We start from the raw sequence: 25,855 nt of genomic DNA on the forward strand, positions 1-25,855 counted from the left end.
TGCAAAAATTCTGTTTCCCATGGGTTCCATTGGTCGCTGTCAACTTTGAAAACAGATTTGTAACATCGCGTGAAAATGCGTGATTGGCGCGCAGTTTTGGTCGGGCCTATGCGAATCGGATCAACGTTGCCGCAGGCTGACCATCCGCAAACGGCCCGCCACGATGAAAATGGCGGGCCGATCAGGAGCTATATCTGAGAGTTTGAATGACGGTGTCGATCAACCGAAAGAATAACCGGCACCGCGAACGGTGCGGATCGGATCGAGCGCGCGACCGACATTGATCGCCTTGCGCAGCCGTCCGACGTGGACGTCCACCGTGCGATCGTCCACATAGATGTCCGGACCCCAGACGCCATCCAGAAGCTGGCTGCGCGAGAAGACACGGCCGGGCGACATCATGAAATATTCGAGCAGTCGGAATTCAGTCGGTCCGAGACGGACTTCCTTTTCCTTGCGGTAAACCCGATGCTGCTGACGGTCCAGAACAAGGTCGCCCACTTTCAGCACATGCGAAAGAATGCTCGGATTGGACCGGCGCAGCATCGCCTTGACGCGCGCCAGAAGTTCCGGCGTCGAAAACGGCTTTACCACATAATCGTCGGCGCCGACGCTCAACCCGCGGACGCGTTCGCTTTCCTCGCCACGCGCCGTCAGCATGATGATCGGCAGGCGCTCGGTTTCCGGCCATTGGCGCAGGCGGCGGCACAATTCGATGCCCGAAACCCCTGGCAGCATCCAGTCCAGAATAAGCAAATCCGGCACATTCTCGCGCAATGCGATTTCGGCCTCGTCGCCGCGCAGCATGGTATCGACCTGGTAGCCCTCTGCCTCAAGATTATAGCGAAGTAGCACGCTCAGCGCCTCTTCGTCTTCTACCACAGCGATTTTGGGTGCCTGTGACATCCAGTATTTCCCTATCCAAATGCGGCGGGCGGTGGATACAATCCCCCCAATCGACCGCGTGCCGCCGCGCTATTCACTCATTCTCAGCCGTCGGACTCGGGATCACTCCAGGTCCGGTCGGATGCAGTTCAGGGTTTACGCGCCTCATCCACGACAATACCGTGGCTCAGGTCTTCCTTGGGCCGCTCAGCCGGCATTTGCAGGCCGGTCACGATGTAATAAACGGTCTCCGCGATGTTGGTCGCGTGATCGCCGATACGCTCGATATTCTTGGCGCAGAACAGAAGATGCGTGCAGGCGGAAATATTGCGCGGATCTTCCATCATGTAGGTCAGCAATTCGCGGAACAGTGACGTGTACATGGCGTCGATCTCGTCATCGCGGTCACGGACGACATTGATCTGCTGCACCGAACGCGACGCATAAGCGTCGAGCACGTCCTTGAGCTGGGTCAGCGCCAGTTCGGCCAGCGTTTCCAGACCACGATAGAGCTTTACCGGCTGACGCGATTCCGAAACGGCGGCAACACGCTTGGCAATGTTCTTGCCCAGATCGCCGACGCGCTCCAGGTCGGCCGAGATGCGGATCGAACCGATGATCTCGCGCAGGTCTACGGCCATGGGCTGGCGCTTGGCGATGATCATCACGGCCTTGTCGTCGATCTCGCGCTCGCTGGCGTCAAGGATGAGATCGTCGGAGATGACGCGCTGTGCGAGCGCGTTGTCCGCATTGACGATAGCGGCGACCGACTGCTCGACCATACGTTCCGCATGTCCGCCCATTTCGGCGATCTTGTGGGTGAGAAACTTCAATTCCTCGTCGTAGGAGCGAACGGTATGCTGAGACGGCATAGTAGACCTCGTAATATAAATTGCGGGGAAGCCGCACTGTCTGTTGAAACGCAGTTCCGGATCAGCCGAAGCGTCCGGTGATATAGTCCTGCGTGCGCTTTTCGGTCGGCGCGGTGAACATGGTTTCCGTGTCGCCCACTTCGACCAGATTGCCGAGGTGGAACATGGCTGTGCGTTGCGAAACGCGCGCGGCCTGCTGCATGGAGTGCGTGACGATCACGATCGTATAGTTCTGGCGCAGTTCGTCGATCAGCTCTTCCACCTTCGCCGTTGCAATCGGGTCGAGCGCCGAGCACGGTTCGTCCATGAGGATGACTTCCGGGCTGACCGCAATCGCGCGCGCAATGCAAAGGCGCTGCTGCTGGCCGCCGGAAAGACCGGTGCCCGCATCGTGCAGACGATCCTTCACTTCCTCGAACAGGCTCGCCTTCTTCAGGCTCGTCACGACGATTTCCTCCAGATCGGCCTTGGTCCGGGCGAGACCGTGGATGCGCGGGCCGTATGCGACGTTTTCATAGATCGACTTCGGGAACGGATTCGGCTTCTGGAACACCATGCCGACGCGGGCGCGCAGTTCGACGACATCGATCTTCGGATCGTAAATGTCCTCGTTGTCGAGCGTGATCTTGCCACCGACCTTGCAGCCTTCGATCGTATCGTTCATGCGGTTGAGCGAACGCAGGAAGGTAGACTTGCCGCAACCGGAAGGGCCGATCAGCGCTGTGACCATCTTTTCCTGGATTTCCAGATCGACGTCGAACAGAGCCTGCTTCTCCCCATAAAACACGCAGACCTTGTCGCCGCGCATCTTTATGGAACTGGCGTTGGCGTTCATTTTTTCTCCTACGGCTTTCTCGAGAGATCGTTCAGTCATCAGGTTCATAGCTTTCGACTCCCGTTTACCAGCGGCGCTCGAAGCGGCGGCGCAGAATGATTGCTGCAATATTCATCACGGCAAGGAACAGAAGCAGGACGATGATAGCGCCTGACGTGCGTTCCACAAAGGCTCGCTCTGCTTCGTTTGCCCACATATAGATCTGCACCGGCAAAGCAGTAGCCGGTTCCATCGGCGTTGACGGTACGTCGGCGACGAAGGCCACCATGCCGATCAGCAGAAGCGGCGCGGTTTCACCAAGCGCATGGGCAAGGCCGATGATCGTGCCGGTCAGGATGCCGGGTGCGGCAAGCGGCAGAACATGGTGGAACACCATCTGCGTTTTCGACGCGCCAAGGCCAAGGGCCGCGGAACGGATCGATGGCGGCACGGCGCGAAGGGCGGCGCGGGTCGCGATGATGATGGTTGGAAGCGTCATCAATGTCAGTACCAGACCGCCGACCAGCGAGGCGGAGCGCGGCAGGCCGAAGAAGTTGATGAACACCGCAAGCCCGAGCAGGCCGAACACGATGGACGGGACCGCCGCCAGATTGTTGATGTTCACCTCGATCATGTCGGTAAAGCGGTTCTTCTTGGCGAACTCTTCCAGATAGATCGAAGCAGCAACACCAATCGGCAGGGAAAGGCCGAGAACGATGAGCATCATGTAGAGCGAACCAACCAATGCCACGCCGAGACCGGAGGTTTCCGGACGGCTGGATGCGCCGAAGGTGAAGAGGCCCGTATTGAAGGACTCCTTCATCACGCCTTCTTCCGAAAGCGTCCTCATCCATCCCACCTGACGGTCCGAAACCTTGCGATTCGCCTCCGGCACCGAAAGATCGATCTGCCCCTTGAAGGCGGAATCGATGTCCGCGCCCGCCAGAACCGGAACGACCTGTGTCGTGCCGATGAGCGAGGGGTTGTTCATCACGATCTCGCGCAGCTGAATGCGCACGCCGTCCGAATAGAAACGGCCAAGGTCCCGCATTGCCGGTCGATCTGTCGTCGAAACACCAAGCTTTTCAGCCAGAGCGTTGCGCACCAGCAGCGGATAATTGGCCGTGATCAGCACATTCGGATCGGCCGCGCGCTTGTTGCCCGGATCGATCACGCTCTCTTCAAGCTTTACCGGCAGATAAAGCGTCGTCTGCCAGAAGGCGGTATAGCCCTTGGAGAAAACCGAGAACAGGAGCGCGCACAGGAAGAATACGCCGATGGCAATCGCAGCAATACCGTAATAGCGGAAGCGACGTTCGGCAGCGTAGCGGCGTTTCAGTCCGATATCGCGACGCGTCGGCTGTGCCGCGGCGCCGCTGGCATTAAAGGTCGTATCGGTCATTATTCGTACTGCTCCCGGTACTTGCGCACGATGTGCAGCGCAAAGATGTTCATGATCAGCGTCAGGACGAAAAGCGTGATGCCGAGTGCAAAGGCCACCAGCGTCTGCGGCGAATTGAACTCAAGATCGCCGGTGAGCTGGTTGACGATCTTCACGGTGATGGTGGTCATCGCCTCGAAGGGATTGATGTTGATGCGGGCCGCAACACCTGCCGCCAGAACCACGATCATGGTTTCGCCGATCGCGCGCGAAGCAGTCATCAGAAGCGCGCCTACGATGCCCGGCAATGCCGCCGGAAGGACCACCCGCTTGATGGTTTCGGAACGGGTCGCGCCAAGACCAAGCGAGCCGTCGCGCAACGCACGCGGCACGGCAGTGATGATGTCATCGGAAAGCGAAGACACGAACGGGATCAGCATCACGCCCATGACGAGGCCGGCGGTCAGAACGCTCTGCGCCATGATGAAACCCTGCCCGCCAGCAATGGCGATGGACAGATCGCGCAGGAAAGGTCCAACGGTCACGAGCGCAAAGAAGCCGTAGACGATGCTGGGAATACCCGCCAGAAGCTCCAGAACCGGCTTTACGATGGTGCGTACGCGCGGCGAAGCATATTCGGCCATGTAGATGGCGGAGAACAATCCGACCGGAACCGCGAACAGCATGGCCACGAAGGCGATATAGAGCGTGCCTGCCAGAAGCGGGATGAGACCGAACTGGCCGGTCTCGCCGCCCGAACCGGCAGCGGCAAAGCGCGGGTCCCACACCGTGCCGAAGAAGAAGTCCCACGGCGAAACGGACTGGAAGAAGCTGATGGTCTGGAACAGCATCGAGCAGATGATGCCGATGGTCGTCAGGATGGCGATGCCGGAGGCTGCAATCAGGCCCCAGAGAACGATCCGCTCGACATTGTTGCGTGCGCGCATGCGCCGGCTGATCGTGGAGAGGCCGAAAATCAGGCCGGCCACGGCGATCACCAGGGAAACAGCCGAACCGATGGTGTGCGTGAGGGCCGTTGCCTTTTTCAGGTAAAGCGCGATCGGCACCATATAGTCCTGGCCCTCGGTCGCGAGCGCCACGCCCTTTGCCCCCAGAAGCGTGCGGGCGTCCTGATAGTTCGACGGGAAATTTTCAAGTTCGGCAGGCGTCAGCCGGTCAAGCCCGCTGGCAAGACCGCGAACCATGCCGAGTTGCAGGCTGCGATTGGTGAAAGACCCTTCCTCAACGGCATCCGGCAAGCGGGCGGTCGCACTGTGATCCAGATAAACCGACGTTCCTACGGCCCATATGGCGAGGAACAGAACCGCAGGCAATGCTGAAACGAGGAAAACCCACCAGCCATGATAATGCGGGCGGGAATGCATTTTCTCGGTCGGCGAAGCTTTTGCGGAAGCAGACTGCGCCTTGTCCAGTGCAACGGCACGCTGGCGGCCTATGAAGAATCCGATCAGCCCGATTGCAACGATACTGACGAGAACCAGAAAGAAGGACATTCAATTTCCCCGGTTGCCCTGATGAATGCGGATGGCGTTGAGGTGCAGCTTCCACCCACGCCGTTCCACGCGAATGCGCCTGTCATAATACAAAGGCGCGAAAGGAGAAGAACGCGGAGATTCCTCATCCCCGCGTTCCACAGATCAAAACTTACTTCGCAGCCAACGTCTTGCCTTCGGAGAAGGCAGCGCGCTGTGCTTCACGTTCTGCATCCGGGGCCGGAACCAGACCATATTCGGCGAGCGGACCGTCAGGACCGATCATCTGGTCGTTGAGGAAGAACTCAACGTATTCCTTGAGGCCGGGGATGACGCCGAGATGCGCCTTCTTCACGTAGAAGAACAGCGGACGCGACACCGGATACTCACCCGAAGCAACCGTTGCAGCCGAGGGAGTAACGTCGTTGACGGTGGCAACCTTCAGCTTGTCGGCATTGTTTTCGAAGAAATAGAGGCCGAAAACGCCAACGCCGGTCTTGTTGGAGTCGATGCGGGCCAGCGTTTCAGCGTAGTCGCCATCAATGTCCACGGCCTTGCCGTCCTTGCGCACTGCGATACAGGCGGAAGCGGCAGCCTTGTCGTCGAGGCCGGCCTTCTTGATTTCGTCCAGAGCGCCGGAGTGCTTGCAGCCGTCAGCCAGAACCTTTTCTTCAAAGACTTCGCGGGTGCCGTGCTTTTCGCCCGGGATGTAGGCAGCAATGTCCCAATCCGGCAGGTTCGGGTTGACCTGGTTCCACTTGGTGTTCGGATTGTCGACCAGCTTGCCGTCCACGACGAGCTTGGCTGCGAGCGCCTTGTAGACGTCTTCCGGCTTCAGCTTCCAATCCGGACCCTTGGCGTCGGTCGCAAAAACGATGCCGTCATAGCCGAAGCGCACTTCCTGAACGTCCTTGACGCCGGCGTCGATGCACGACTTCAGTTCCGAGTCCTTCATGGCGCGCGATGCATTGGCGATGTCGATGGTGTTCTCACCGACGCCCTTGCAGAATTCCTTGATACCTGCGCCCGAACCGCCCGATTCAACAACCGGCGTCTTGAAGTTCGGGAAGGTTTCACCGAAGGTTTCGGCGACGATTTTTGCATAAGGCAGAACGGTCGAGGAACCGGCAACCTGAATCTGATCGCGCGCCTGAGCGGCGGAAACCGACATAACGGCAGCGATGGCAAGCGCTGCGGTCGAGGAAATCATCTTGTTCATGAGCTGCGGCTCCTGTTGTAAAAGACATATGACGATGTGGCGTCGTTAGCCCTCTACGCGCTCTATATTACATTCATATGACACTATTGTTACAGGTTTGTATCAGAGCCGCTTGCCAGTGATTTTGTGGGGTTTTGACGCGCCTTGAACCGGCAAAGAATAATGCGGCGTTCGTCCACCGCTTGAGTGTCGGTTTCGAATGATCGACCGGCCCACCGAATAACGGCTCCCAATTTCCAGCCAATTTACCCAGCCGCCTCTCCAGACCTATGCTTTGAACGACAAAGTGACAATACAAGGTTTCCACAGTGATCTATTCAAGTCTGTTCAACCTCGTCTGGATCATTGCGCTCGCGAGCTCCCCGTCGCAGTCCCATGCTCAAAGCCGTGTGCTCACCATTGCTACCGAAGGATATTTTCGGCCCTATAATCTCACGCGGTCCGATGGCACGCTCGACGGCTATGAGGTCGAGTTGGGCCAGCACCTTTGCCAGACGATGAAAGTCGAATGCAATTTTATCGCCATTCCCTTCGACGCCATCGTAACAAGCCTGCAGATTGGCAAAGCCGATGCTGTGATGGGAGCGCTGTCAGCAACAGAAACGCGTGAGAAAGTCATCGATTTCTCCGTATCCTACGGCCGCACGCCGCAAGTCTTCGCCACCCTGCGCGACGGTCCGTACAGCAAGCTGCCTCACATGGAGGAGAACCTGGACCTTTCGGGCAATCAGCATGAAACGGAGCAAGCCCTTCAAGATGTGAATACCGCGATAAAGGGAGCGACCGTCGGTGTCGTAAGTGGATCAATAGCCCAATCTCTGATCAATGCATATTTCAGAGAAGGAACCACTATCCGCGAGTATAAAACCGCCGAGCAGGTCGATCTCGATCTCGCAAACGGACGCATCGACATGCAGGCCACCGCCCGATCCTATCTGAACACGATCCAGAAGACGCAGGCCTATTCCGACGTCGTCATGACCGGGCCGCTTTTCAAAGGCGGCCTGCTCGGGCGCGGGGTCGCTGTCGGTCTGCGCAAGGACGAAGCTGATCTCAAGCGCCAATTCGATTCTGCAATCATGGCGGCGAAGGCCGATGGCACTCTCAAAAGGCTATCCGAAAAATGGTTCGGGTTCGACGTGACCCCGTAGGTGATTGGAACGCGACGCCTTTAAGTTGAGTTATTCCCCGCTCTAACCTTTTGTTTGAGCATGATTTAATCCTGAAACTGGATCCCACCTTTCGGAATCATGATCTAAACTCACTCGTTCGGGCGAGACAACACATAGGCGGCAGAGCCCAGCATGAACAGTGTTACTACTGTTGCCAGCAGCCAGCCAGGTTTGGCGCCCCACCAGAAAATTCCATATCCGAATGCCATGCCAAGACAGGCGTAGAGCTTGGCGCGCGGCGGAATGGCACCACGCTCGCGCCATTTTATGACCAACGGTCCGAAACGTTGATCCGCGAGCAACCGGGCCTCGATCTTCGGCGACGACCGCGCGAAGAACCATGCAGCAAAAATGATGAAGATCGTTGTCGGCATGACCGGCAGGAAGGCACCCACAATGCCAAGTCCGAGCATGAGAAAGCCGAGGCAAAGATAGACGATCCGCTTGCTCGCCGAGATTGCGGGCGAAGCGGCGTCGATCCTGTCTTTTTCCGGGTGGTCCTGCATGGCGTTCCGTCGTCTGGTCTGAACGCTTATAGCAGGAATTCAACGCTTTCGTGCAGGGTGATAGCAGTCAAAGAAACGTCATCTCACCCTCTTTCGGGCCTGTGGATAACTTTCAAAATTCGACAAGAGCTTCTCGAGCACAGTCAGAAATTGCATTTTTGCCCCCAAAACGCCTCATTTCGTCAACTTTGCCCCCGACGCTGAAAACTTACCTTGCAAATAAAAATTGCATCGCGGCCGGGGACAGCTGCCACCCACGAAAGCAGCTTTTCTTGCAACGGGCGCGCGAAATCAAGGCACAGCGAAGTGCCGCCGCAGATTCCTAACGAATCGTAAACAGCTTTACAGTAAATGGCGCGAACACTTCCTAATATTCCTTTGTTGTGTTTAAGCCATTAAGTAAACAACGGTCAGTATAGGATGATTTTCCCTGCGGGATATAGATTCAGTTATCGCATAATGTTCTCATTCGAACCACGCCAGCGCCACATTTAGATTCCAGTTCGGAACCGTCTTTCTCAGCGACAACTGTGGGACACCCCGTTAACAACTAGTGGAACTGGCATGACTTTCAAGACCCGTATGGCTATGCTTGCCGTTGCGGCAACCGGTCTTCTCGCGGCCACCGCAATCGAGGCTTCAGCACAGCAATGCGGCGGTGCCTCCTGGTACGCCCTCACTTCCCGTACGGCTTCGGGTGAACGCATGAACCCGTCCGGCCTGACCGCAGCACACCGCACCCTGCCGCTTGGCAGCAAGGTCAAGGTTACCAATCAGAGAAACGGCAAGTCGCTTGTCGTGCGCATCAACGATCGCGGCCCGTTCATCAAGGGACGTGTCCTGGACCTGTCCAAGGGTGCCGCAGGCCGGCTCGGCTTCATAGGCGCAGGACACACCAAGGTCTGCTTTACGCCTTTGTGATCCAGCAAGGTCGCGTTCAGTCGCTGGACATGGAGCATTTCCGATCCAGATTTGATCGTTGGAAATGCTCCCTCCCACTGTTTTCGGCATATTCTTCCCCTAAAAGCCGGTTTTCGCTTTTGGGGAATGCTATCTCCGATCCAGCCTGTCGGTGAACCAGCGGGTCAGATTGATCCAGACCTCGTCCTTTTCGGCGGCATCCTCGATCCCGTGCTCAAGATTAGGGTTGTCGTTGACTTCGATCACGACCACCCCATCGTCCGTTTCCTTCAGATCGACGCCATAAAGCCCGTCGCCAATGCACCGTGCCGCGCGTAAGCCGGTTTCCAGCACCAATGGCGGCGCGTCGCCCAGCGCATAGGATCGAAACCCGCCTTCCAGCGGCTTGCCGCCCGTATCGTGCTTGACAATCTGCCAGTGGTTCTTGGCCATCATATACTGGCAGATGAAGAGCGGCTTGCCGTCCAGAACGCCGACGCGCCAGTCAAACTTCGTCGGCATGTATTTTTGCGCCAGCAGGAGATCACTGTCCTCCAGCCACAGGGCAGCAAGCGCTTTCAGTTCGCCGAAATCCTTCACCTTCTTCACGCCGCGCGAGAATGACGAATCAGGTATCTTGATGACCATCGGAAAACCGAGCATGTCGGCGGCGCGTTCCAGGTCCTCCTCACCCGCGATCATCACCGTCGGCGGGACCGCCACCTCGTTGGCCTGCATCAATTCATGCAGATAAACCTTGTTGGTGCAGCGGATCATGGACATCGGGTCATCGATCACCGGCATGTTTTCCTGCTGCGCCCGGCGGGCGAAACGATAGGTGTGATTGGAGATCGACGTCGTCTCGCGGATGAACAATGCGTCGAAATTGGCGAGCCGGGGCAGATCGCGCTTGCCGATCGGTTCCACTTCCACGCCGAGCCTTGCCGCGATCCTTGCCCAGTGCTTCAGCGTTGAAACGGTTGACGGCGGCATCGCTTCCTTCGGGTCGCACAGCGTTGCGAAGGAATAGCGCGCTGGCACCTTTGGGCGCGCCGCGCGCCACTCGCGCTGGGTATATCGGTCGAGTGCCTCCTCGAAACGCTCCTTCTGATCCTTGGAAAACTTGGCGATGTTGGCAAAGCCGATCTTCTGGATTCGGGCCCATTCACCTGGCTTGACGGATACTTCCAGCGATGGTGCGCGAAACCAGTCGAAGAGCAGTCGTCCGAATTTTTCAAAGTCGGGGCTGTCGGCAAGTCCGAAATGCACGTGGATTGTCTCGGGCGCCTTTTGCGGATGCTTGCCGAGCGCCTTGTTCAGCATGTCTTCAAGTTCGGGAATGGCGTTTTCATAAAGCCGCCGTTCCGAGAGATCGATCATGGTTTCCACGGAAGGGATGATGCGGTGTCCCCGCGCTTCCGCCAGAAGCGAAGCATAATAGCCGCGGCTCTGATAAGCGTAGGAGCGCGACAGATTGATGATCCGCGGGCGCAACTGGCCATTGAAGAGCGATGGATGTGCGAGGTAATCACGCGTGGTCATGACCTTGTGCGGCGTCGCCCCATTATCGATATCCGAGAGGCGTCCTACCAGAATGACGCAGATCGTCATCAGTCCGTCCTTTTTTCCAGAATAACGGCTGCCCTGAGCCCATCACTGCCGAACCGTGCGATACGGTCGAAAATGTGAAAGGGAACAGGAACATTTGCGGCATCGGCGATGGTCTCGCCCAGCTCTTCCTCCACCCAGGGGTCGTGAATGAGAATGTGACGCCCGTCTTCGCCATGAGCGAGCACCCAATGCGGCACTTTCTTGCCGAACATATGATAACCGCTGACAAGCACGATCACTGCCGCTCCACGGCGCAGGGCCGTCAGAATGTCGTGCAGGGTAAAGCTGCGATAATCCACCGGTATGGCATAGGCTTCCGTGCGCTGCCGGAAATCGGTTTGGGCCAGTTGCATGACCTTGCGCTTTTCTTCCGAACGCACCGATTGCAGGAAAAGCATATCCTCGATGGATACGATGACCGATGCTTTCAGTCCGCGTTCATGCGCGGCGACTGCAAGTCCGAAGGGTTCGCAACCGCCGGGCCCCGACATCATGTAGATGGTAGTCGCATCGCGCCACAGACGGACTTCCAGCACTGGATCAAGTCGGGTCTCCTGATTGTGCCGGGCCAGCACCATCATCAGGCAGGCCGCGCCGCAGGTGAAATCGGTCGTCTGCTCGTAATAGGGAAAGGCGGTGACCGGCGAAATGTCACCGCGAACCGTCTTTTCAAATCGCAGCGCGTCAGAATGGTCGGCATAGTAATCGAGATAGCGCCCGATGGGACGGTAGCTGTGCCGCTTGTAGAGCCCAATGGCGCGCTCGTTATCCTCGCGCACCTCAAGCCGCAGCAATGGACGGTCGTGGTCATAAGCCGCTGTTTCCGCCGCCTGCAGCAGAAGCGAGCCGACGCCCTTGACCTTTGCCTCCGGATCGACGGCTATCGAATAGAGCCGCGCCAGCGCAGTGCCATGGCGAAACAGGATCATCGCATAGCCGATGACTGTGCCATCCACCGTTGCAACAATGGTTTCTGCGGTCGGCCGCGCGATGAGGGCGCGAAAGGAACGGCGGGAAATCCGGTCTGTCTCAAAACAGCGTTCCTCGATGCGCAGGAGCGCATCTATGTCGTCTGCCGTGGCCTTGCGCGTCGTTGCGCCTGTCATCTTCTGGCCTTTGCAAAGGGATCGTTCCGATCCGGTCGAACACCAACAATTGGCTCATTCGAGGCAAAAAACAAGCGCCCGGACCGTGGCAAAATTATGGGTAATTTTTACCGTCGAAGCTGGCTTTCCGAGAGCTGACAATTTCAATTACAGATTGCATTATTGGGAACCACCCGTATTAACCATTAATTAAGAAGTCAGGCGATCGCGAGGCAAACCGAATTGACTCCGGACTATTTCAGACATTAACGTTTCGTTAATAAATGAGTAATGGCGAGAGCCAAAGGGCGTTGAGTATGTTTTGCGTTGTTCGCTCGACCACAAAGATTATGGCAGCCGCCGGTTTCGCAGTCTCGCTGCTGATGGCAAGCTTTGGTGCGGAAGCAGCCTCCGGCGACTTCATGCAGACCGGCAAGCTGACCTCGCAGCCGATCGGACATTATGAATTCTGCAAGCGCGAGCCCAAGGAATGCGGCATCACCAGCCGAGACACCCGCGCGCTCCAACTCAACCATTCGAACTGGCAGCGCATCGTCGAGATCAACCTTGCGATCAACGAGCGCATCAAGCCGATGACCGACATGGAAATCTACGGCGTCGAGGAATACTGGGCTTATCCGACGACCGTTGGCGACTGCGAAGATTACGTGTTGCTGAAGCAGCGTGAATTGCAGAAGGCCGGCATCCCGCTCACCGATCTTCTGATCACCGTCGTACGCAAGCCGGACGGCGAAGGGCACGCGGTCCTCACCGTTCGCACTGATCGCGGCGATTTCGTTCTTGATAACCTGACGGACGAAGTCATGCGCTGGAACGAGACGGATTACACGTATCTGAAGCGTCAGGCCGCGAACGACACCGGTCGCTGGGTTACCATTGAAGGTCCCGACAATCTCCTCGTCGGCTCAGTGCGCTGACATCGAGAGCTCTCCATCTGTTTGGAAAAGGCCCCGGAATGTGCTATCCGTTCCGGGTCTAAAAAGGAGAGATCGGTGCGGTTAGCCCGATCCCCGTTGCAAAGCGGGTCCTGGCCTTCGCGATTGCCGCATTTGGCAGATGCGTCGAGTCCCTTGACCTTCCACTCCAATGCAATGGTGCATTGGAGAACAAGAGGTCTTGGTTATGAAACAGCAAATCTCCGTCATCACACTTGGCATCGCCGATCTCGGGCGCTCACGTCGCTTTTACACGGAAGGCTTCGGCTGGATTCCGGTTTTCGAGAATGACGAAATCATCTTTTATCAGATGAACGGTTTCGTTCTCGGAACCTTTCTGAAATTCGCGCTCGAATCCGACATGGACCGAGATGGTCTCTTGCAACCGGGTGCCTTTTCGCTTGCTCACAATGTGGAGCGGGAAGCCGAGGTCACGCCGCTGATGAACCGGCTGGTTGAGGCTGGCGGCAAATTATTGCGCCGGGCCGACGTGCCAATCCATGGCGGTTTTCGCGGTTATGTCGCCGACCCCGACGATCACGCCTGGGAAATTGCTTGGAACCCGGCCTGGGCAATCGACGAGAATGGTCTTGTGACGTTTGGAATATGAGCCGGATAGGGCTGGCAACGGGCGCTTTTCGCGCCCTTAGCCTCATAACGATGTGATTATTGCGGGGCGGCGCGTGGCAAAAATCTATTTCATCTCGCATCCGGAAGTCATCGTCGATCCGGCAAAGCCTGTTCCCTCATGGAACATTTCGGAGCGTGGTATCGAACGGATGCGTTCTTTTGCCGGTCGGCCTGAGCTGCAATCGATCGGGTCGATCTGGTCCAGTACTGAAACAAAGGCAATTGAAGCCGCCGAAATCCTGGCCGGTGTTTTACGAATAGTTCCTGCGACCGACGATCGTTTTAGTGAAACCGACCGAAGCTCCACCGGCTTTCTGCCTCCCGACCAGCACGAAATGGTGGCCGACCAGTTCTTTTCAGCCCCAGACAACAGCATTCGCGGATGGGAGCGGGCCATTGATGTACAATACCGCATCACGCGGGGCTTCAAATACGTGGAACGGCTCTCGGCTTCGCACGATACTGCCATTATCGGCCATGGCGGCTCCGGCACGATACTTCTCTGTTATCTTGCGGGACTCCCGATCAGCCGCCAATATGACCAGCCCCATCAGGGACACTACTGGTGCTATTCATGTGAGGAAAGAACTGTCCTCCATCATTGGAAACCGATAGCGCCACGCTGAATTTCATCAAGGACATCGCTAACATGTGGTTTCCCGGGCGGGCTGTTTACGCTATGCTTTGATTCTGGCTTCTTCCAAGCCTCCCCCCTCCGTTCGGGAAAGCATTTTTTCATGCAGGAAGAATAAATCATCGAACCAACTGTTCGGGCACATGCACAAGGAGGGACTGCAGCGACAGCTCGTCACAGGAGGTTTATCGATGCGGTCATCGTCCCCTATCTATCACCTGAAGCGGCACGCCAGACGTCTGGCAAACGAGGCTGATATTCCGTTCCATGCTGCGCTTGATCGCATTGCGGCGCAGGAAGGCTATAGAAGCTGGAGCCTGCTCGTCAACAAGTCATCCGCTCCCGTTTCTGCCAGTGAGATCTACAGCTTTCTCAAACCCGGCAACATGGTGCTGATCGGTGCGAGACCGGGTCATGGCAAGACCCTGTTGAGCCTGGATATAATGATAGAAGCCATGCGAGGCAGCAATTGCGGCGTGTTCTTTTCGCTCGATTACTCGGAAAGAGATATCGCCGCGCGCTTCCAGGCACTCGATTGTAAACAGGATGATTTTCGGCATCTGTTCCGCTTCGATTGCTCCGATGCCATCTGCGCCGATTATATAATCGCCAAACTCGATGACGCCCCAATTGGAACCGTTGTGGTCATTGATTATCTGCAGATTTTGGATCACAAGCGAGACAAGCCTGCCCTGTCGACCCAGATTGCGGCACTCAGATCTTTTGCTTCCGAGCGAAGGCTCACCATTCTGTGTATATCCCAAATCGACCGTTTCTTTGATCCAGCAACAAAGCCGTGTCCGGGGATCGAGGATGTCCGGCTTCCCAATCCGCTTGATCTTGCTTTGTTCGATACATGCCTCTTTCTCAACAATGGCGAGATTCGCGTGCAATCGCGCACTGGAACCAAGCCGCTCGTGCCTTCGTAAAGGGTGGTCAGGCTGCTGGAACCAGCCTTTCCGCGCCCATGCGGTAGGAGATGGCACTGGCCAGATGAATGCGACCCACCTTGTCGCTTCCATCGAGATCCGCCAGCGTGCGGGCCACTTTCAGGATACGATGATAGGCGCGGGCGGAAAAATGCATCTGCTCGCTCGCATCGCGCAAAAGCTTCAGTCCTGCCGCATCCGGCTCCGCGACCTCCTCTATCAGTTTGGCCGAACAATAGGCGTTGGTCATGGAGGGTTCCAGACCGAGCGCGGAATAGCGCTCGCTCTGTACTGCGCGGGCGCGGGCGACGCGTTGCGCGACCGCCCCGCTTGTTTCCGAGCGGGACGGCTTGATGAGATCGAAGGCGGAGACAGCGGGCATATCCACCCGCAAATCGATACGATCCAGAAGCGGGCCCGATATGCGGGCCTGATAATCAGCCTGACAACGCGGCCCGCGCGCGCAGACATGCCCCGGTTCGCCCGCCATGCCGCAACGGCAGGGATTCATGGCGGCGATCAATTGAAAACGCGCCGGATAGCTGGTGCGGTGATTGACGCGGGCAATCAGACATTCGCCGGTTTCAAGCGGCTGGCGCAGCGAATCCAGCACCTGCGGCGAGAATTCCGGAAACTCATCCAGAAACAGCACGCCATTATGCGCAAGCGATACTTCGCCGGGCCGTGCGCGCAGTCCGCCGCCAACCATTGCCGCCATTGATGCCGAATGATGCGGTGCGCGGAACGGACGACGGTCCGACAGTTTTCCGCCCGAAAGCTCACCCGCAATCGAGGCGATCATCCACACGTCCAGCAATTCGCGCGGAGAAAGACGCGGCAGAATGGATGGCAATCGCTGGGCGAGCATGGATTTGCCTGATCCAGGCGGCCCCACAAGCAGCAAATTATGGTTGCCAGCGGCGGCGATTTCAAGCGCCCGCTTGGCGGTCTCCTGCCCCTTTATGTCGGCAAGATCGAGTTCCGTTTCACCGGAAATCCGCATGGATGGTTCGGGCCGGGTCAAAACCTGCGTGCCGCGAAAGTGGTTGGCAAGGGCGATGAGGCTGCGCGGTGCCAATATGTCGATGTCGGCCCCCGCCCATGCTGCCTCCGGACCGCAGGAATGGGGGCAGATAAGCCCTTTCTCCTCCCGGTTAGCGCCGATTGCAGCGGGCAGGACACCCGCCACCGATGTTATCGAACCGTCGAGCGACAATTCACCCAGAACGAGATAGGACTGGATCGCATCCGCTGGAATGGCGCCAATCGCCGCCATAAGCCCGACGGCAATGGGCAAATCATAATGCGACCCTTCTTTCGGCAGGTCAGCAGGCGCCAGATTGACCGTCACCCGCTTGGTTGGCATGGACAGGCCGGAAGCATGCAGGGCCGCCTGCACCCGCTCCCGGCTTTCCGCCACAGCCTTGTCCGGCAGGCCGACGATGGACATGCCCATCTTGCCCGGCGCCACCATCACCTGCACGTCGACACGCACAGCCTCTATGCCCTGAAAAGCAACCGTCCCAACCCGCGCGACCATGTGCCCCCGCTCGCCACGCACCACATCTCTCAAGTGAGTTAAAGTCCAAATACAACTCAGAGAGTTAAGCACGAGCGAGCGGCGAATTCAAGAACAATAAGAGAACGAAGTGAGGGCAGTTCCTACCGCTTGGCTTCCACCGCCTCCCAGAACAAGGCCGCAATGTTGGTTCCGTCGAAACGCTGGATTTCGCGGATGCCGGTTGGCGAGGTGACGTTGATCTCGGTCATGTAGTCGCCGATCACATCGATGCCGACCAGAATGAAGCCGCGCTCTTTCAGCGATGGGCCAATGCGCTCGCAGATCTCGCGTTCACGCGGCGTCAACTTGCTCTGTTCGGCACGCCCACCGACATGCATGTTGGAACGGGCATCGGTTTCCGACGGCACGCGATTGATTGCCCCTACCGGTTCGCCATCGATCAGGATAATGCGCTTGTCGCCAGCACGCACGTCCTTCAGATAGCGCTGCGCAATGAACGGCTCCTTGAACAGCTGACCGAACATTTCCAGAAGCGAGGTCAGGTTGCGATCGCCATCGGCCAGATGGAACACGCCAGCACCGCCATTGCCGTAAAGCGGCTTCAAGATGATGTCGCCGAACTCGCGACGGAAATCCATGACTTCCTGCGGGTCCTTGGTGATCAGCGTTTCCGGCATGAGGTCGGGAAACTCCGTCACGAAGATTTTTTCGGGACTGTTGCGCACCCATGCCGGGTCGTTGACCACTAATGTCTTCGGGTGAATCCGCTCCAGAAGATGAGTGGTGGTGATATAGTTCATGTCGAAAGGCGGGTCCTGACGCAGAAGCACCACATCCATTTCCGACAGGTCGCGACGAATTGGCTCGCCCAGCGTATAGTGATCACCCTTGATGTCGCGCACTTCCATCTTTTCGAGGCGGGCGGATACGACGCCATCGCGCATTGAAAGCCGGTCCGGCGTATAATGGTAAAGCTCATGACCGCGCTTCTGCGCCTCGAGCGAAAGGGCGAATGTGGTATCGCCCGCGATATTCAACGTGCTGATATGGTCCATCTGGACCGCGACTTTGAGAGCCATGATTTCCTCGCGATTCGAAGTTGCGGGAAATCTAAAACGGAATGACCAGGCAACATAGTCCTTTCTCCCAATCCGGCGTGGGCTGCGCTTGCGCCTTTTCAATGTGTGAAGCTGAACTGGATCAGTTTTCTTCCATTGTCTATGCTGGCACTGTAGCTGCAAATCGCTGCTGGCGTTTCGGGAGGAAAATGTGACCGTTGTTAGAACTACGCTGTTCGCCGACCATGTAGCAGAACTGGGCGAAGGCCCCGGCTATGATCCCTTGAGCGGAAATGTCTGGTGGTTCGACATTCTCGGTCAGAAACTGATCGAGAAGAACTGGGACAGCGGCGAAACCCACGTCCATGCGCTCGGCATGAAAGCGAGCGCTCTCGCCGTGATCGACCGCGACCGGCAGTTGATCGTCAGCGAACACGGCCTGTTCATTCGTGAGCGCGCCAATGGGCGCCTCACCCTTCATCACCCGCTTGAAGCAGACAATGAAGTCACCCGCTCCAACGACGCGCGCGTGCATCCTTCGGGATCGTTCTGGATCGGCACGATGGGCAAAAAAGCCGAACCCGATGCAGGCTCCATCTGGTGGTATCGCGAAGGTCAGGTGAAAAAGCTGTTTTCCGGCATCACGATCACCAATTCGATCTGCTTTTCCCCTGACGGACAGATCGCCTATTTTGCCGATACGGATCGCAACATCATCTGGCGGGTTGATACGGACCCCGAAACCGGATTGCCGGTATCCGACAAAAGCGTCTTCCACCACCGAACCGAAGAGGGCGGTGTCGATGGCTCGGTTGTTGATGCCGAAGGCACGCTGTGGAATGCCTGCTGGGGCGGCAGATCGCTCAATGCCTATTCACCGCAAGGCCGCCTGATCCGCTCCGTTCCACTGCCTGTGGGCCAGCCATCGTGCCCAGCTTTTGTCGGGCCGGATGCGACGGCGCTGATCGTGACGAGCGCCCATGAAGGCCTGGACGATGAGGCCCGCCGGTCCGATCCCCATGCCGGAAAGGTATTACTGCTTGATCTCACAGTTGCCGGACGGCACGATCCGCCAGTTCGGCTTTGAATAGCAAATAAAAAGGGCCCTTGGGGCCCTTTGATCTAAACACCTTCGACGATGATGATCTCGCCATCGGCGACTGTCTGCCGGATCGCCTTCGCCGCCTGATATTCCGGAGAATTGTAGCAATCGAGCGCGTGCTGCATGGTCTCGAATTCGATGATCACATTGCGCGCGCGGCCCGGCCCTTCAACGGCTTCAGCCTTGCCGCCGCGTGCGATGAAATTTGCGCCATAACGCTCAAATGCCGGTTTCGCCGTCGACACATAGTCCTTGTATCGCTCGGGATCACGGACGTCCACGCGGGCAATCCAGTAAGCTTTGGTCATGCTCTCTCCTCCAGTAACTCCTTCACGCAACCGAGCGCATTTCTTCCAGAATGGCAAGGGCCGCCGCTTTACGATCAGTCGCGCCGACAATCGGGCGTGCGACGACCAGATGGCTGGCTCCGGCTTTCAATGCATCGGCAGGTGTCATGACCCGTTTCTGGTCGCCCTTTTCCGAACCGGCTGGACGAATGCCCGGCGTGACGATGGCCATGTCCGGGCCGACCGCCTGACGGATGGCCCCAGCCTCGGCGGCAGAAGCGACAATGCCGCCCATGCCCGCCTCGCGCGCCTGACGGGCCCGCTTCAGCACCAGCGTTTCCGGATCGTCGGAATATCCGGCTTCCCGCAGATCCGCATTGTCCATTGAGGTCAGAACCGTGACGCCCAGGAGGCAGAGGTTTGATCCCCTTGCGGCTTCCACTGCTGCCCGCATCGCTTTCGGGTAGGCATGAAGCGTGAGCATGGAAACGCCCATTTTCGCGACATTTTCGACGCCCTTCGCAATGGTGTTGTCGATATCGAGGAGCTTCATGTCGAGGAAGACTTTTTTCTTCGCCGCGACAAGGCTTTTTGCGAAATCGAGACCGCCCGCGAATACGAGCTGGTAGCCGATCTTGTAGAAGGAAACGGCGTCTCCCAACTCTTCGACTACCTTCTCCGCCTCAGTAATAGTCGGCACGTCAAGGCCCACGATCAGCTGATCGCGCAAATCTGTCGTCGTCATGAGAGTCTCCGTGGTGATTTTTACTCTCTTCGCACAACAGGACCCATTACGAAAGAGATGGAATCAGCTTTTTGCTTCTTCCACCCGCGTGATGAGGCTGCGGCAGACAGCAGAAAGCATCCTGGCGCTGCGCTCTTCTTTCAGCGTTCCATCCTCATTGAACGCCATGGATGCATGACCGACGGAGCATTGCTCCGTGACGATCTGCACTCCGACATTCATCAGCACGGCGCGCAGGTGATAAAGCCCTCGCATTCCCGCAAACACGCCGTCGGAACTCGAACAGAGACCCACCGTCAGACCGGCATAAGGCCTGAATGGTTGGTCGCCATCCTTCGAGATGCGGCTGACCCAATCGATGGTGTTTTTCAGAAGCGGCGGGATCGAGGCGTTATATTCCGGCGAACAGATCATCAGCCCGTCATGCTGGGCAAACAGACGACCGAGCCTCATCGCATTCTCGGGAACGCCATGTTCCTTTTCCAGGTTCTGATCCATGATCGGCAGCGGATAGTCGGCGAGCGTGATGCGTGTGACCTCAGCCCCCTGCATCCGCAACTCCTTTTCGGCTGCATCAGCCATATGTCCGGAAAAAGCGCCGATACGAACCGAACCCGCGAAGACGAGAATACGTGCAGTCATGAAAGCCTCGCGAGAATTTACACCAGTGGGCTGCGATAAACCCAGAGCTGCGCCGGCGGCACGTTCCGCACCACGAAATCATAGTGCTGAACGGTATAATTGCCGCGGCCGGCGGGAACCGGCGGCAAGGGACCATAGGTGATCTGCATCAGGGGCCGTCCACGCGGAATGCGCGAAAGCAGGCTTTCAACGAGCTGGATGCGCCGGTCCATCGGGAAATTGAGCATCGGCACGGCAGAAATAATGCAGTCGAATTTCTGGTCCTTCTTCTCGCCCAGCGCGCTGTCAAGATCGAATGCATCACCCTGAATGATGTTGACCTCCGGAAAGATCGTATTCAGGTGATCCACGAAGTCCTGCGAATATTCGATGGAATAAAGGTCGGCAGGTTTCACGCCCTGTTTCAGGATCGCCTTGGTGATGACGCCCGTACCCGGTCCAAGTTCAAGAACCGGAAGGCCGGAACCGGTGTCGATGACGCTCGCCATGCGGCGCGCGGTAACGGAACTCGTGGGCAGGATGGCGCCGACAGCTTTCGGCCCGTCTATCCATCCCTTGAAAAAACGAATCTCCTCATCGAACTTAGCGGCCAGTTTCCTGCCGAGCTGTCCTGCCATTCTCGCTGCTCCCATTGTCGTTATTGGACAAGTTTATGCCGCTTTGAATTCCCTAAGCAAGGCGTGAATAAGGAAAAGAACAAAAAAGGGAGCCGAAAGGCTCCCATTTCTATTCTCCGATACCTTCGAAGAATTCTTTCATCCTTGAGAAAAACCCGGCTGATTTCGGGCTATTCTCCTGCGAGGAAAGTTTTTCGAACTCTTCGAGCAGTTCGCGCTGACGCTTGGACAGGTTCTGCGGCGTCTCGATGTCGATCTGTATATAAAGATCGCCGACGGCTGCCTGCCGCAGGACCGGCATGCCCTTGCCCTTGAGGCGGAACTGCTTGCCGTTCTGCGTGCCTTCCGGAACCTTGACCCGCGTCTGGGTGCCGTCGAGCGTCGACACTTCGAACTGGCCGCCGAGCGCTGCCGTCGTCATCGAGATCGGCACCTTGCAGTAGAGGTCCGAGCCGTCGCGCTGGAAAAACTCATGCGGCTTGACTGAAAGGAAAATGTAGAGATCGCCCGACGGGCCGCCGCGCATGCCAGCTTCGCCTTCACCGGCCAAACGGATACGCGTACCATCCTCGATGCCTGCCGGAATATTGACCGACAGCGAACGTTCCTGCGTGACGCGGCCCTGGCCGTGGCACTTGCCGCACGGGTCCTTGATGATCTGCCCGCGGCCGTTACAGGTCGGGCAGGTGCGCTCGACCGAGAAAAAGCCCTGGGCAGCGCGGACGCGCCCCGAACCCGAACACATGGTACAGGTGGTCGGCTGTGAACCGGCCTTCGCGCCGGAACCGGAGCACTCGTCACAGGTGATGGACGTCGGAACGCGGATCTGCGCGGTCTTGCCCGCATAGGCTTCTTCCAGCGTCACTTCCATATTGTAGCGAAGATCGGCGCCGCGTTCGCGTCCGCCATTGGAGCGACGGCGACCGCCGCCCATCATCTCGCCAAAAATGTCCTCGAAGATATCGGCAAAGCCGCCACCGCCGGTAAAACCGTTGCCGAAACCGCCGCCCATGCCGCCATTTTCAAAGGCTGCGTGGCCAAACCGGTCATATGCGGCACGCTTCTGCGGGTCCTTCAGCGTTTCGTAAGCCTCGCCGATTTCCTTGAACTTGCGTTCAGCTTCCGGATTATCCGGATTGCGATCCGGATGATATTCCATGGCGAGTTTGCGAAAGGCTGTCTTCAGCGTCTTGTCGTCTGCTGTTCTTTCAACACCCAGAGCTTCGTAGTAGTCGATCTTCATCAGTTCGTTATCCCGGCGACAGGAACGCGCCTTTTGCTTTCACGGACATCGTATCCCGAAACCGGTCCCCAGATTCGTGCGACACGCCCCGAAGCGTTCAACACTTGTCAGGGGCCAGCGTTTCCAATTGTTCATCAATCGAAGTGCCTTTCCCGACCCATATGTCGGAGGAGCACTCCGGGTTTCAGTATCAACACCCACTTTGCCCGAAACCGTCTCGTGCTTTTCAAGATGTATGCAGGCCAGAGCGATTTTTCAAATGGAGACTTTGCCCGATATTTCCATCGGTATTCCACCGACACCGGCCAACATGCAGGCTTATACAAAACCTGCGAATATGAACATCTCGAAAATTGGCAAAAGCCCGGGGCAAACCCCGGGCTTGAGCGTATTAAGCCTGAAATTACGACTTCTTCTTGTCGTCATCGATTTCTTCATAATCGGCGTCGACAACATCGTCGTTTGAAGCCTTCTCTTCGCTACCGCCGGCAGCACCGGTTTCAGCAGCCTGAGCGGCCTCATACATGGCCTGACCGAGCTTCATGGAAGCTTCGGCGAGCGTCTGGGTCTTGGCCTTGATGTCGTCGGCATCATCGCCCTCGAGCGCGGTCTTGAGGCTTGCAAGCGCATCCTCAATGGCCTTCTTGTCGTCAGCCGAAACCTTGTCACCATATTCGCTCAGCGATTTTTCGGTCGAGTGAACGAGGCTTTCGCCCTGGTTCTTGGCTTCCACTGCCTCGCGGCGCTTCTTGTCGGCTTCGGCATTCGCCTCGGCGTCCTTGACCATCTTTTCGATGTCGGCATCGCTCAGACCACCGGATGCCTGAATGCGGATCTGGTGTTCCTTGCCGGTGCCCTTGTCCTTGGCCGTAACGTTGACGATGCCGTTGGCGTCGATGTCGAAGGTCACTTCGATCTGCGGCACGCCACGCGGTGCGGGCGGAATGCCGACGAGGTCGAACTGGCCGAGCATCTTGTTGTCGGCAGCCATTTCACGCTCGCCCTGGAAGACGCGGATCGTCACGGCCGACTGGTTGTCTTCGGCGGTGGAGAAGGTCTGCGACTTCTTGGTCGGGATCGTGGTGTTGCGGTCGATCAGACGGGTGAACACGCCGCCCAGCGTTTCGATGCCGAGCGAAAGCGGGGTCACGTCGAGTAGCAGAACGTCCTTGACGTCGCCCTGTAGAACGCCGGCCTGAATTGCCGCGCCCATGGCGACGACTTCGTCAGGATTGACGCCCTTGTGCGGTTCCTTGCCGAAGAAGGCCTTAACGACTTCCTGGATCTTCGGCATACGGGTCATGCCGCCGACCAGAATAACCTCGTCGATTTCGCCAGCCTTGAGACCGGCATCCTTCAGCGCAGCCTTGCAAGGCTCGATGGTGCGCTGGACGAGATCGTCGACCAGGCTTTCGAACTTGGCGCGCGACAGCTTGATGGCAAGGTGCTTCGGACCGGTGGCATCCGCCGTGATGAACGGCAGGTTCACTTCGGTCTGCTGCGAGGACGACAGTTCGATCTTGGCCTTTTCGGCAGCTTCCTTGAGGCGCTGCAGAGCGAGCTTGTCGTTCTTGAGGTCGATGCCGCTTTCCTTCTTGAACTCGGAAACGAGGTATTCGACCAGACGCATGTCAAAGTCTTCACCGCCGAGGAAGGTGTCGCCGTTGGTCGACTTCACTTCAAAGACGCCATCGCCAATTTCAAGAACCGACACGTCGAAGGTGCCGCCGCCAAGGTCGTAGACAGCGATGGTCTTGCCATCGTTCTTGTCCAGACCGTAAGCAAGCGCTGCCGCAGTCGGTTCGTTGATGATGCGCAGCACTTCAAGACCGGCGATCTTGCCGGCATCCTTGGTTGCCTGGCGCTGAGCGTCGTTGAAGTAGGCCGGAACGGTGATGACCGCCTGCGTGACCGTTTCGCCGAGATAGGATTCAGCGGTTTCCTTCATCTTCTGAAGGATCATCGCGGAGACCTGCGACGGGGAATATTTCTTGCCGTGGACTTCAACCCAGGCATCGCCATTGTCGCCCTTGACGATCTGGTATGGAACCAGGTCCTTGTCCTTGGCGACCATCGGGTCGTCAAAGCGGCGGCCGATCAGGCGCTTGACCGCAAAAATGGTACCTTCCGGATTGGTGACGGCCTGACGCTTTGCAGGCTGGCCGATGAGACGTTCGTCACTATCGCTGAATGCAACGATCGAAGGGGTTGTACGCGCACCTTCGGCATTTTCGATGACCTTCGCGTTCTTGCCGTCCATGACGGATACGCAGGAGTTGGTCGTTCCCAGATCGATACCAATAACTTTAGCCATATTTCTCTCCATTCAGCAAACCGCCAAGACCTCTACCGAGCGTTCCATGGGCGGTTCCTATCGGTTTCACAATGCTCTTTTCACGATGCATATCCGGATACCGGTCCCGGTTTCCAGACGCACATCAATGCCCTGTGCGAGGCGTATATAAGAAACGCGGTTTTTCACTGCAAGTCACAAGAACCGGACAAAGACAGATTCCTTGCCCGATATTCCTTACAGGATCAACGGACTGTCTCGCTCCCGCCGGTTTTGCCCGCACGATAGATCGCGTCGATGAATTTCTGGTTCGCACTGGAATTTTCGAGCGAGAACAGCCGCGCATCCCCATCGCCGCGTGCGGCCCGCACAAAGCTTTCGGCCTGAAGCTGGTAATGATTGACATCACCGAACGACCATTCGCTGGCTCGTGTGTGTCCGGCATCGAAAAGCGCGATGCTGCCGTGGCCATATTTACCGGTATTGAACGGCGCATAGACTTCGATGAAACCCTTGTCGCCATGGAAAACCATTGTCTGGCGTCCTGCAAGCTGCGTCGCGACGTAGAAGGTCAGATCGAAGCCGTCGAAACGGGCCGAAACATTGGCATAGCGGTCGGTGCCGAAGGCGGGATCATATTCCACCGACGCCTGGACCGACAGCGGTTCCTGACCAGTGACCATACGGGTGACGACGGTCGGATAGACGCCGATGTCCGGCAGAGCACCGCCGCCCAGTTCCGGCTGGTTGCGCATATTGTCTGGATCGACGTTGAAGTAGGAAAAGACACCCTGCACATGGCGGAGCCTGCCGATGGCGCCTTCGGCCAAAAGTTCGCGCAGCTTGATCCACTGGGGATGGTAATAGACCATGAAGGCTTCGGCTATCGTGACCTGATGCTTGTCCCGGGCCGCGATGAGCTGGTCGATATCGTCGGCCTTGAGCGCAATCGGCTTTTCGCACAGGACATGCTTGCCCGCTTCGGCTGCCTTGCGGCTCCATTCGATATGCTGCGAAGTCGGCAGCGGAATATAGACGCCGTCGACGGCGTCGCTTGCGAGGAGCTCCTCATAGGAACCGAATGCCAGCGGCGCACCAAAGCGGTCGGCAACCGATCGGGCACGTGACTGATCACGGCTTGCGATGGCATGAACGACGCCATTTTCGGACGCGCAAAGTGCGGGAATCACCTGCGTGACACCGATCCTGGCGGTGGAAAGAATACCCCAACGAAACATGCAATTCCCTCGTTCTTATGA

At 57.5% G+C, this 25,855-nt stretch carries 25 protein-coding genes; 7 read left to right on the forward strand and 18 right to left on the reverse strand.

From position 1 onward, the window contains the following. Nucleotides 1-219: 219 nt before the first annotated feature. The 6 genes from phoB to ABWW28_RS14400 form a co-directional block, all read right to left on the reverse strand. Entirely contained in the window at nucleotides 220-906 is a 687-nt protein-coding gene (gene phoB, locus ABWW28_RS14375; protein ID WP_006468130.1) for a phosphate regulon transcriptional regulator PhoB, read from the reverse strand. 128 nt (nucleotides 907-1,034) lie between these two features. Further along, nucleotides 1,035-1,757 carry a phosphate signaling complex protein PhoU gene (gene phoU / locus ABWW28_RS14380; RefSeq protein WP_006468129.1) on the reverse strand — a complete coding sequence of 241 codons (723 nt, stop codon included), beginning with the start codon at nucleotides 1,755-1,757 and terminating at the stop codon, nucleotides 1,035-1,037. A gap of 61 nt (nucleotides 1,758-1,818) precedes the next feature. Continuing rightward, nucleotides 1,819-2,592, reverse strand: a complete 774-nt coding sequence (gene pstB, locus ABWW28_RS14385; protein WP_006468128.1) for a phosphate ABC transporter ATP-binding protein PstB — start codon at nucleotides 2,590-2,592, stop codon at nucleotides 1,819-1,821. A 64-nt stretch (nucleotides 2,593-2,656) separates the two neighbouring features. Beyond that, a complete protein-coding gene (pstA, locus tag ABWW28_RS14390) occupies nucleotides 2,657-3,973 on the reverse strand; it encodes a phosphate ABC transporter permease PstA (protein ID WP_006473263.1) in 1,317 nt (438 codons plus the stop codon). Further along, a complete protein-coding gene (gene pstC, locus ABWW28_RS14395; RefSeq protein ID WP_021587612.1) occupies nucleotides 3,973-5,466 on the reverse strand; it encodes a phosphate ABC transporter permease subunit PstC in 1,494 nt (497 codons plus the stop codon). Before pstC ends, pstA begins: the two co-directional genes overlap by 1 nt. A gap of 151 nt (nucleotides 5,467-5,617) precedes the next feature. Continuing rightward, nucleotides 5,618-6,664 carry a PstS family phosphate ABC transporter substrate-binding protein gene (locus ABWW28_RS14400; RefSeq protein WP_021587611.1) on the reverse strand — a complete coding sequence of 349 codons (1,047 nt, stop codon included), beginning with the start codon at nucleotides 6,662-6,664 and terminating at the stop codon, nucleotides 5,618-5,620. Between the two features lie 308 nt (nucleotides 6,665-6,972). Between ABWW28_RS14400 and ABWW28_RS14405 the strand changes: the two genes are divergently transcribed. Then, nucleotides 6,973-7,815, forward strand: a complete 843-nt coding sequence (locus ABWW28_RS14405) for a transporter substrate-binding domain-containing protein (RefSeq protein ID WP_151658425.1) — start codon at nucleotides 6,973-6,975, stop codon at nucleotides 7,813-7,815. Between the two features lie 110 nt (nucleotides 7,816-7,925). On the opposite strand, the gene ABWW28_RS14410 is transcribed toward ABWW28_RS14405, so the two are convergent. Next, nucleotides 7,926-8,342, reverse strand: a complete 417-nt coding sequence (locus ABWW28_RS14410) for a YbaN family protein (protein ID WP_021587609.1) — start codon at nucleotides 8,340-8,342, stop codon at nucleotides 7,926-7,928. A gap of 564 nt (nucleotides 8,343-8,906) precedes the next feature. On the opposite strand from ABWW28_RS14410, the gene ABWW28_RS14415 reads away from it, so the two are divergent. Next, nucleotides 8,907-9,263 (forward strand): septal ring lytic transglycosylase RlpA family protein, encoded by a 357-nt coding sequence (locus tag ABWW28_RS14415; protein WP_006468123.1) that lies wholly within the window; start codon nucleotides 8,907-8,909, stop codon nucleotides 9,261-9,263. 129 nt (nucleotides 9,264-9,392) lie between these two features. Here the strand turns inward: ABWW28_RS14415 and ABWW28_RS14420 are convergent, their stop codons facing one another. Further along, complete coding sequence (locus ABWW28_RS14420; RefSeq protein ID WP_021587608.1) at nucleotides 9,393-10,853, reverse strand: RimK family ATP-grasp domain-containing protein; 1,461 nt, start codon at nucleotides 10,851-10,853, stop codon at nucleotides 9,393-9,395. Next, nucleotides 10,853-11,959 (reverse strand): GNAT family N-acetyltransferase/peptidase C39 family protein, encoded by a 1,107-nt coding sequence (locus ABWW28_RS14425; RefSeq protein WP_021587607.1) that lies wholly within the window; start codon nucleotides 11,957-11,959, stop codon nucleotides 10,853-10,855. Before ABWW28_RS14425 ends, ABWW28_RS14420 begins: the two co-directional genes overlap by 1 nt. 296 nt (nucleotides 11,960-12,255) lie before the next feature. Here ABWW28_RS14425 and ABWW28_RS14430 point away from each other — a divergent pair, with 296 nt between their 5' ends. The 4 genes from ABWW28_RS14430 to ABWW28_RS14445 all read left to right on the forward strand — a co-directional run bounded on the left by ABWW28_RS14430 (nucleotide 12,256) and on the right by ABWW28_RS14445 (nucleotide 15,087). Continuing rightward, nucleotides 12,256-12,876, forward strand: coding sequence for a transglutaminase-like cysteine peptidase (locus tag ABWW28_RS14430; protein ID WP_006472618.1), 621 nt, complete (start codon nucleotides 12,256-12,258; stop codon nucleotides 12,874-12,876). Nucleotides 12,877-13,081: 205 nt separating this feature from the next. Next, nucleotides 13,082-13,504, forward strand: coding sequence for a VOC family protein (locus ABWW28_RS14435; protein WP_021587605.1), 423 nt, complete (start codon nucleotides 13,082-13,084; stop codon nucleotides 13,502-13,504). 73 nt (nucleotides 13,505-13,577) lie between these two features. After that, a complete protein-coding gene (locus ABWW28_RS14440; protein WP_031347137.1) occupies nucleotides 13,578-14,150 on the forward strand; it encodes a histidine phosphatase family protein in 573 nt (190 codons plus the stop codon). 199 nt (nucleotides 14,151-14,349) lie between these two features. Next, the gene (locus ABWW28_RS14445) at nucleotides 14,350-15,087 is read left to right on the forward strand and encodes a DNA helicase (RefSeq protein ID WP_021587603.1); all 738 of its coding nucleotides are present in this window, start codon (nucleotides 14,350-14,352) and stop codon (nucleotides 15,085-15,087) included. 7 nt (nucleotides 15,088-15,094) lie between these two features. Here the strand turns inward: ABWW28_RS14445 and ABWW28_RS14450 are convergent, their stop codons facing one another. Both ABWW28_RS14450 and gshB read right to left on the reverse strand, forming a co-directional pair. Further along, nucleotides 15,095-16,627 carry a YifB family Mg chelatase-like AAA ATPase gene (locus ABWW28_RS14450; protein ID WP_021587602.1) on the reverse strand — a complete coding sequence of 511 codons (1,533 nt, stop codon included), beginning with the start codon at nucleotides 16,625-16,627 and terminating at the stop codon, nucleotides 15,095-15,097. A 122-nt stretch (nucleotides 16,628-16,749) separates the two neighbouring features. Continuing rightward, the gene (gene gshB / locus ABWW28_RS14455; RefSeq protein ID WP_021587601.1) at nucleotides 16,750-17,688 is read right to left on the reverse strand and encodes a glutathione synthase; all 939 of its coding nucleotides are present in this window, start codon (nucleotides 17,686-17,688) and stop codon (nucleotides 16,750-16,752) included. 190 nt (nucleotides 17,689-17,878) lie between these two features. Here gshB and ABWW28_RS14460 point away from each other — a divergent pair, with 190 nt between their 5' ends. Next, nucleotides 17,879-18,754: an SMP-30/gluconolactonase/LRE family protein gene (locus ABWW28_RS14460; protein WP_021587600.1), complete on the forward strand. Its 876-nt coding sequence runs from the start codon at nucleotides 17,879-17,881 to the stop codon at nucleotides 18,752-18,754. Between the two features lie 35 nt (nucleotides 18,755-18,789). Here ABWW28_RS14460 and ABWW28_RS14465 read toward each other — a convergent pair whose 3' ends face one another. The 7 genes from ABWW28_RS14465 to ABWW28_RS14495 all read right to left on the reverse strand — a co-directional run bounded on the left by ABWW28_RS14465 (nucleotide 18,790) and on the right by ABWW28_RS14495 (nucleotide 25,834). After that, nucleotides 18,790-19,077, reverse strand: a complete 288-nt coding sequence (locus tag ABWW28_RS14465; protein WP_006472613.1) for a DUF1330 domain-containing protein — start codon at nucleotides 19,075-19,077, stop codon at nucleotides 18,790-18,792. A gap of 22 nt (nucleotides 19,078-19,099) precedes the next feature. Next, nucleotides 19,100-19,801, reverse strand: coding sequence for an orotidine-5'-phosphate decarboxylase (gene pyrF, locus ABWW28_RS14470; RefSeq protein WP_021587599.1), 702 nt, complete (start codon nucleotides 19,799-19,801; stop codon nucleotides 19,100-19,102). Nucleotides 19,802-19,864: 63 nt separating this feature from the next. Next, nucleotides 19,865-20,443, reverse strand: a complete 579-nt coding sequence (locus ABWW28_RS14475) for an NADPH-dependent FMN reductase (protein ID WP_021587598.1) — start codon at nucleotides 20,441-20,443, stop codon at nucleotides 19,865-19,867. 17 nt (nucleotides 20,444-20,460) lie between these two features. Continuing rightward, nucleotides 20,461-21,060 (reverse strand): phospholipid N-methyltransferase PmtA, encoded by a 600-nt coding sequence (pmtA, locus tag ABWW28_RS14480; RefSeq protein WP_006472612.1) that lies wholly within the window; start codon nucleotides 21,058-21,060, stop codon nucleotides 20,461-20,463. A 109-nt stretch (nucleotides 21,061-21,169) separates the two neighbouring features. Next, nucleotides 21,170-22,303, reverse strand: coding sequence for a molecular chaperone DnaJ (gene dnaJ / locus ABWW28_RS14485; protein ID WP_176588068.1), 1,134 nt, complete (start codon nucleotides 22,301-22,303; stop codon nucleotides 21,170-21,172). A 403-nt stretch (nucleotides 22,304-22,706) separates the two neighbouring features. Beyond that, nucleotides 22,707-24,617, reverse strand: coding sequence for a molecular chaperone DnaK (dnaK, locus tag ABWW28_RS14490; protein WP_021587596.1), 1,911 nt, complete (start codon nucleotides 24,615-24,617; stop codon nucleotides 22,707-22,709). 224 nt (nucleotides 24,618-24,841) lie between these two features. Continuing rightward, complete coding sequence (locus tag ABWW28_RS14495; protein WP_021587595.1) at nucleotides 24,842-25,834, reverse strand: Gfo/Idh/MocA family protein; 993 nt, start codon at nucleotides 25,832-25,834, stop codon at nucleotides 24,842-24,844. Nucleotides 25,835-25,855: the final 21 nt, after the last annotated feature.

It is taken from the genome of Brucella sp. NBRC 14130 (assembly GCF_040371715.1).
GTDB classification, from domain to species: domain Bacteria; phylum Pseudomonadota; class Alphaproteobacteria; order Rhizobiales; family Rhizobiaceae; genus Brucella; species Brucella intermedia.

What these genes read in the sequence shown, in the direction of transcription:
- ABWW28_RS14475 (WP_021587598.1), bottom strand. Translation starts at nt 20,443, where the DNA reads ATGACTGCACGTATTCTCGTCTTCGCGGGTTCGGTTCGTATCGGCGCT.
- pstB (WP_006468128.1), bottom strand. Translation starts at nt 2,592, where the DNA reads ATGAACGCCAACGCCAGTTCCATAAAGATGCGCGGCGACAAGGTCTGC.
- phoB (WP_006468130.1), bottom strand. Translation starts at nt 906, where the DNA reads ATGTCACAGGCACCCAAAATCGCTGTGGTAGAAGACGAAGAGGCGCTG.
- ABWW28_RS14425 (WP_021587607.1), bottom strand. Translation starts at nt 11,959, where the DNA reads ATGACAGGCGCAACGACGCGCAAGGCCACGGCAGACGACATAGATGCG.
- ABWW28_RS14495 (WP_021587595.1), bottom strand. Translation starts at nt 25,834, where the DNA reads ATGTTTCGTTGGGGTATTCTTTCCACCGCCAGGATCGGTGTCACGCAG.
- ABWW28_RS14450 (WP_021587602.1), bottom strand. Translation starts at nt 16,627, where the DNA reads ATGGTCGCGCGGGTTGGGACGGTTGCTTTTCAGGGCATAGAGGCTGTG.
- ABWW28_RS14420 (WP_021587608.1), bottom strand. Translation starts at nt 10,853, where the DNA reads ATGACGATCTGCGTCATTCTGGTAGGACGCCTCTCGGATATCGATAAT.
- phoU (WP_006468129.1), bottom strand. Translation starts at nt 1,757, where the DNA reads ATGCCGTCTCAGCATACCGTTCGCTCCTACGACGAGGAATTGAAGTTT.
- ABWW28_RS14415 (WP_006468123.1), top strand. Translation starts at nt 8,907, where the DNA reads ATGACTTTCAAGACCCGTATGGCTATGCTTGCCGTTGCGGCAACCGGT.
- dnaJ (WP_176588068.1), bottom strand. Translation starts at nt 22,303, where the DNA reads ATGAAGATCGACTACTACGAAGCTCTGGGTGTTGAAAGAACAGCAGAC.
- ABWW28_RS14445 (WP_021587603.1), top strand. Translation starts at nt 14,350, where the DNA reads ATGCGGTCATCGTCCCCTATCTATCACCTGAAGCGGCACGCCAGACGT.
- gshB (WP_021587601.1), bottom strand. Translation starts at nt 17,688, where the DNA reads ATGGCTCTCAAAGTCGCGGTCCAGATGGACCATATCAGCACGTTGAAT.
- ABWW28_RS14465 (WP_006472613.1), bottom strand. Translation starts at nt 19,077, where the DNA reads ATGACCAAAGCTTACTGGATTGCCCGCGTGGACGTCCGTGATCCCGAG.
- pstA (WP_006473263.1), bottom strand. Translation starts at nt 3,973, where the DNA reads ATGACCGATACGACCTTTAATGCCAGCGGCGCCGCGGCACAGCCGACG.
- pstC (WP_021587612.1), bottom strand. Translation starts at nt 5,466, where the DNA reads ATGTCCTTCTTTCTGGTTCTCGTCAGTATCGTTGCAATCGGGCTGATC.
- pyrF (WP_021587599.1), bottom strand. Translation starts at nt 19,801, where the DNA reads ATGACGACGACAGATTTGCGCGATCAGCTGATCGTGGGCCTTGACGTG.
- pmtA (WP_006472612.1), bottom strand. Translation starts at nt 21,060, where the DNA reads ATGGCAGGACAGCTCGGCAGGAAACTGGCCGCTAAGTTCGATGAGGAG.
- ABWW28_RS14430 (WP_006472618.1), top strand. Translation starts at nt 12,256, where the DNA reads ATGTTTTGCGTTGTTCGCTCGACCACAAAGATTATGGCAGCCGCCGGT.
- ABWW28_RS14410 (WP_021587609.1), bottom strand. Translation starts at nt 8,342, where the DNA reads ATGCAGGACCACCCGGAAAAAGACAGGATCGACGCCGCTTCGCCCGCA.
- ABWW28_RS14400 (WP_021587611.1), bottom strand. Translation starts at nt 6,664, where the DNA reads ATGAACAAGATGATTTCCTCGACCGCAGCGCTTGCCATCGCTGCCGTT.
- dnaK (WP_021587596.1), bottom strand. Translation starts at nt 24,617, where the DNA reads ATGGCTAAAGTTATTGGTATCGATCTGGGAACGACCAACTCCTGCGTA.
- ABWW28_RS14435 (WP_021587605.1), top strand. Translation starts at nt 13,082, where the DNA reads ATGAAACAGCAAATCTCCGTCATCACACTTGGCATCGCCGATCTCGGG.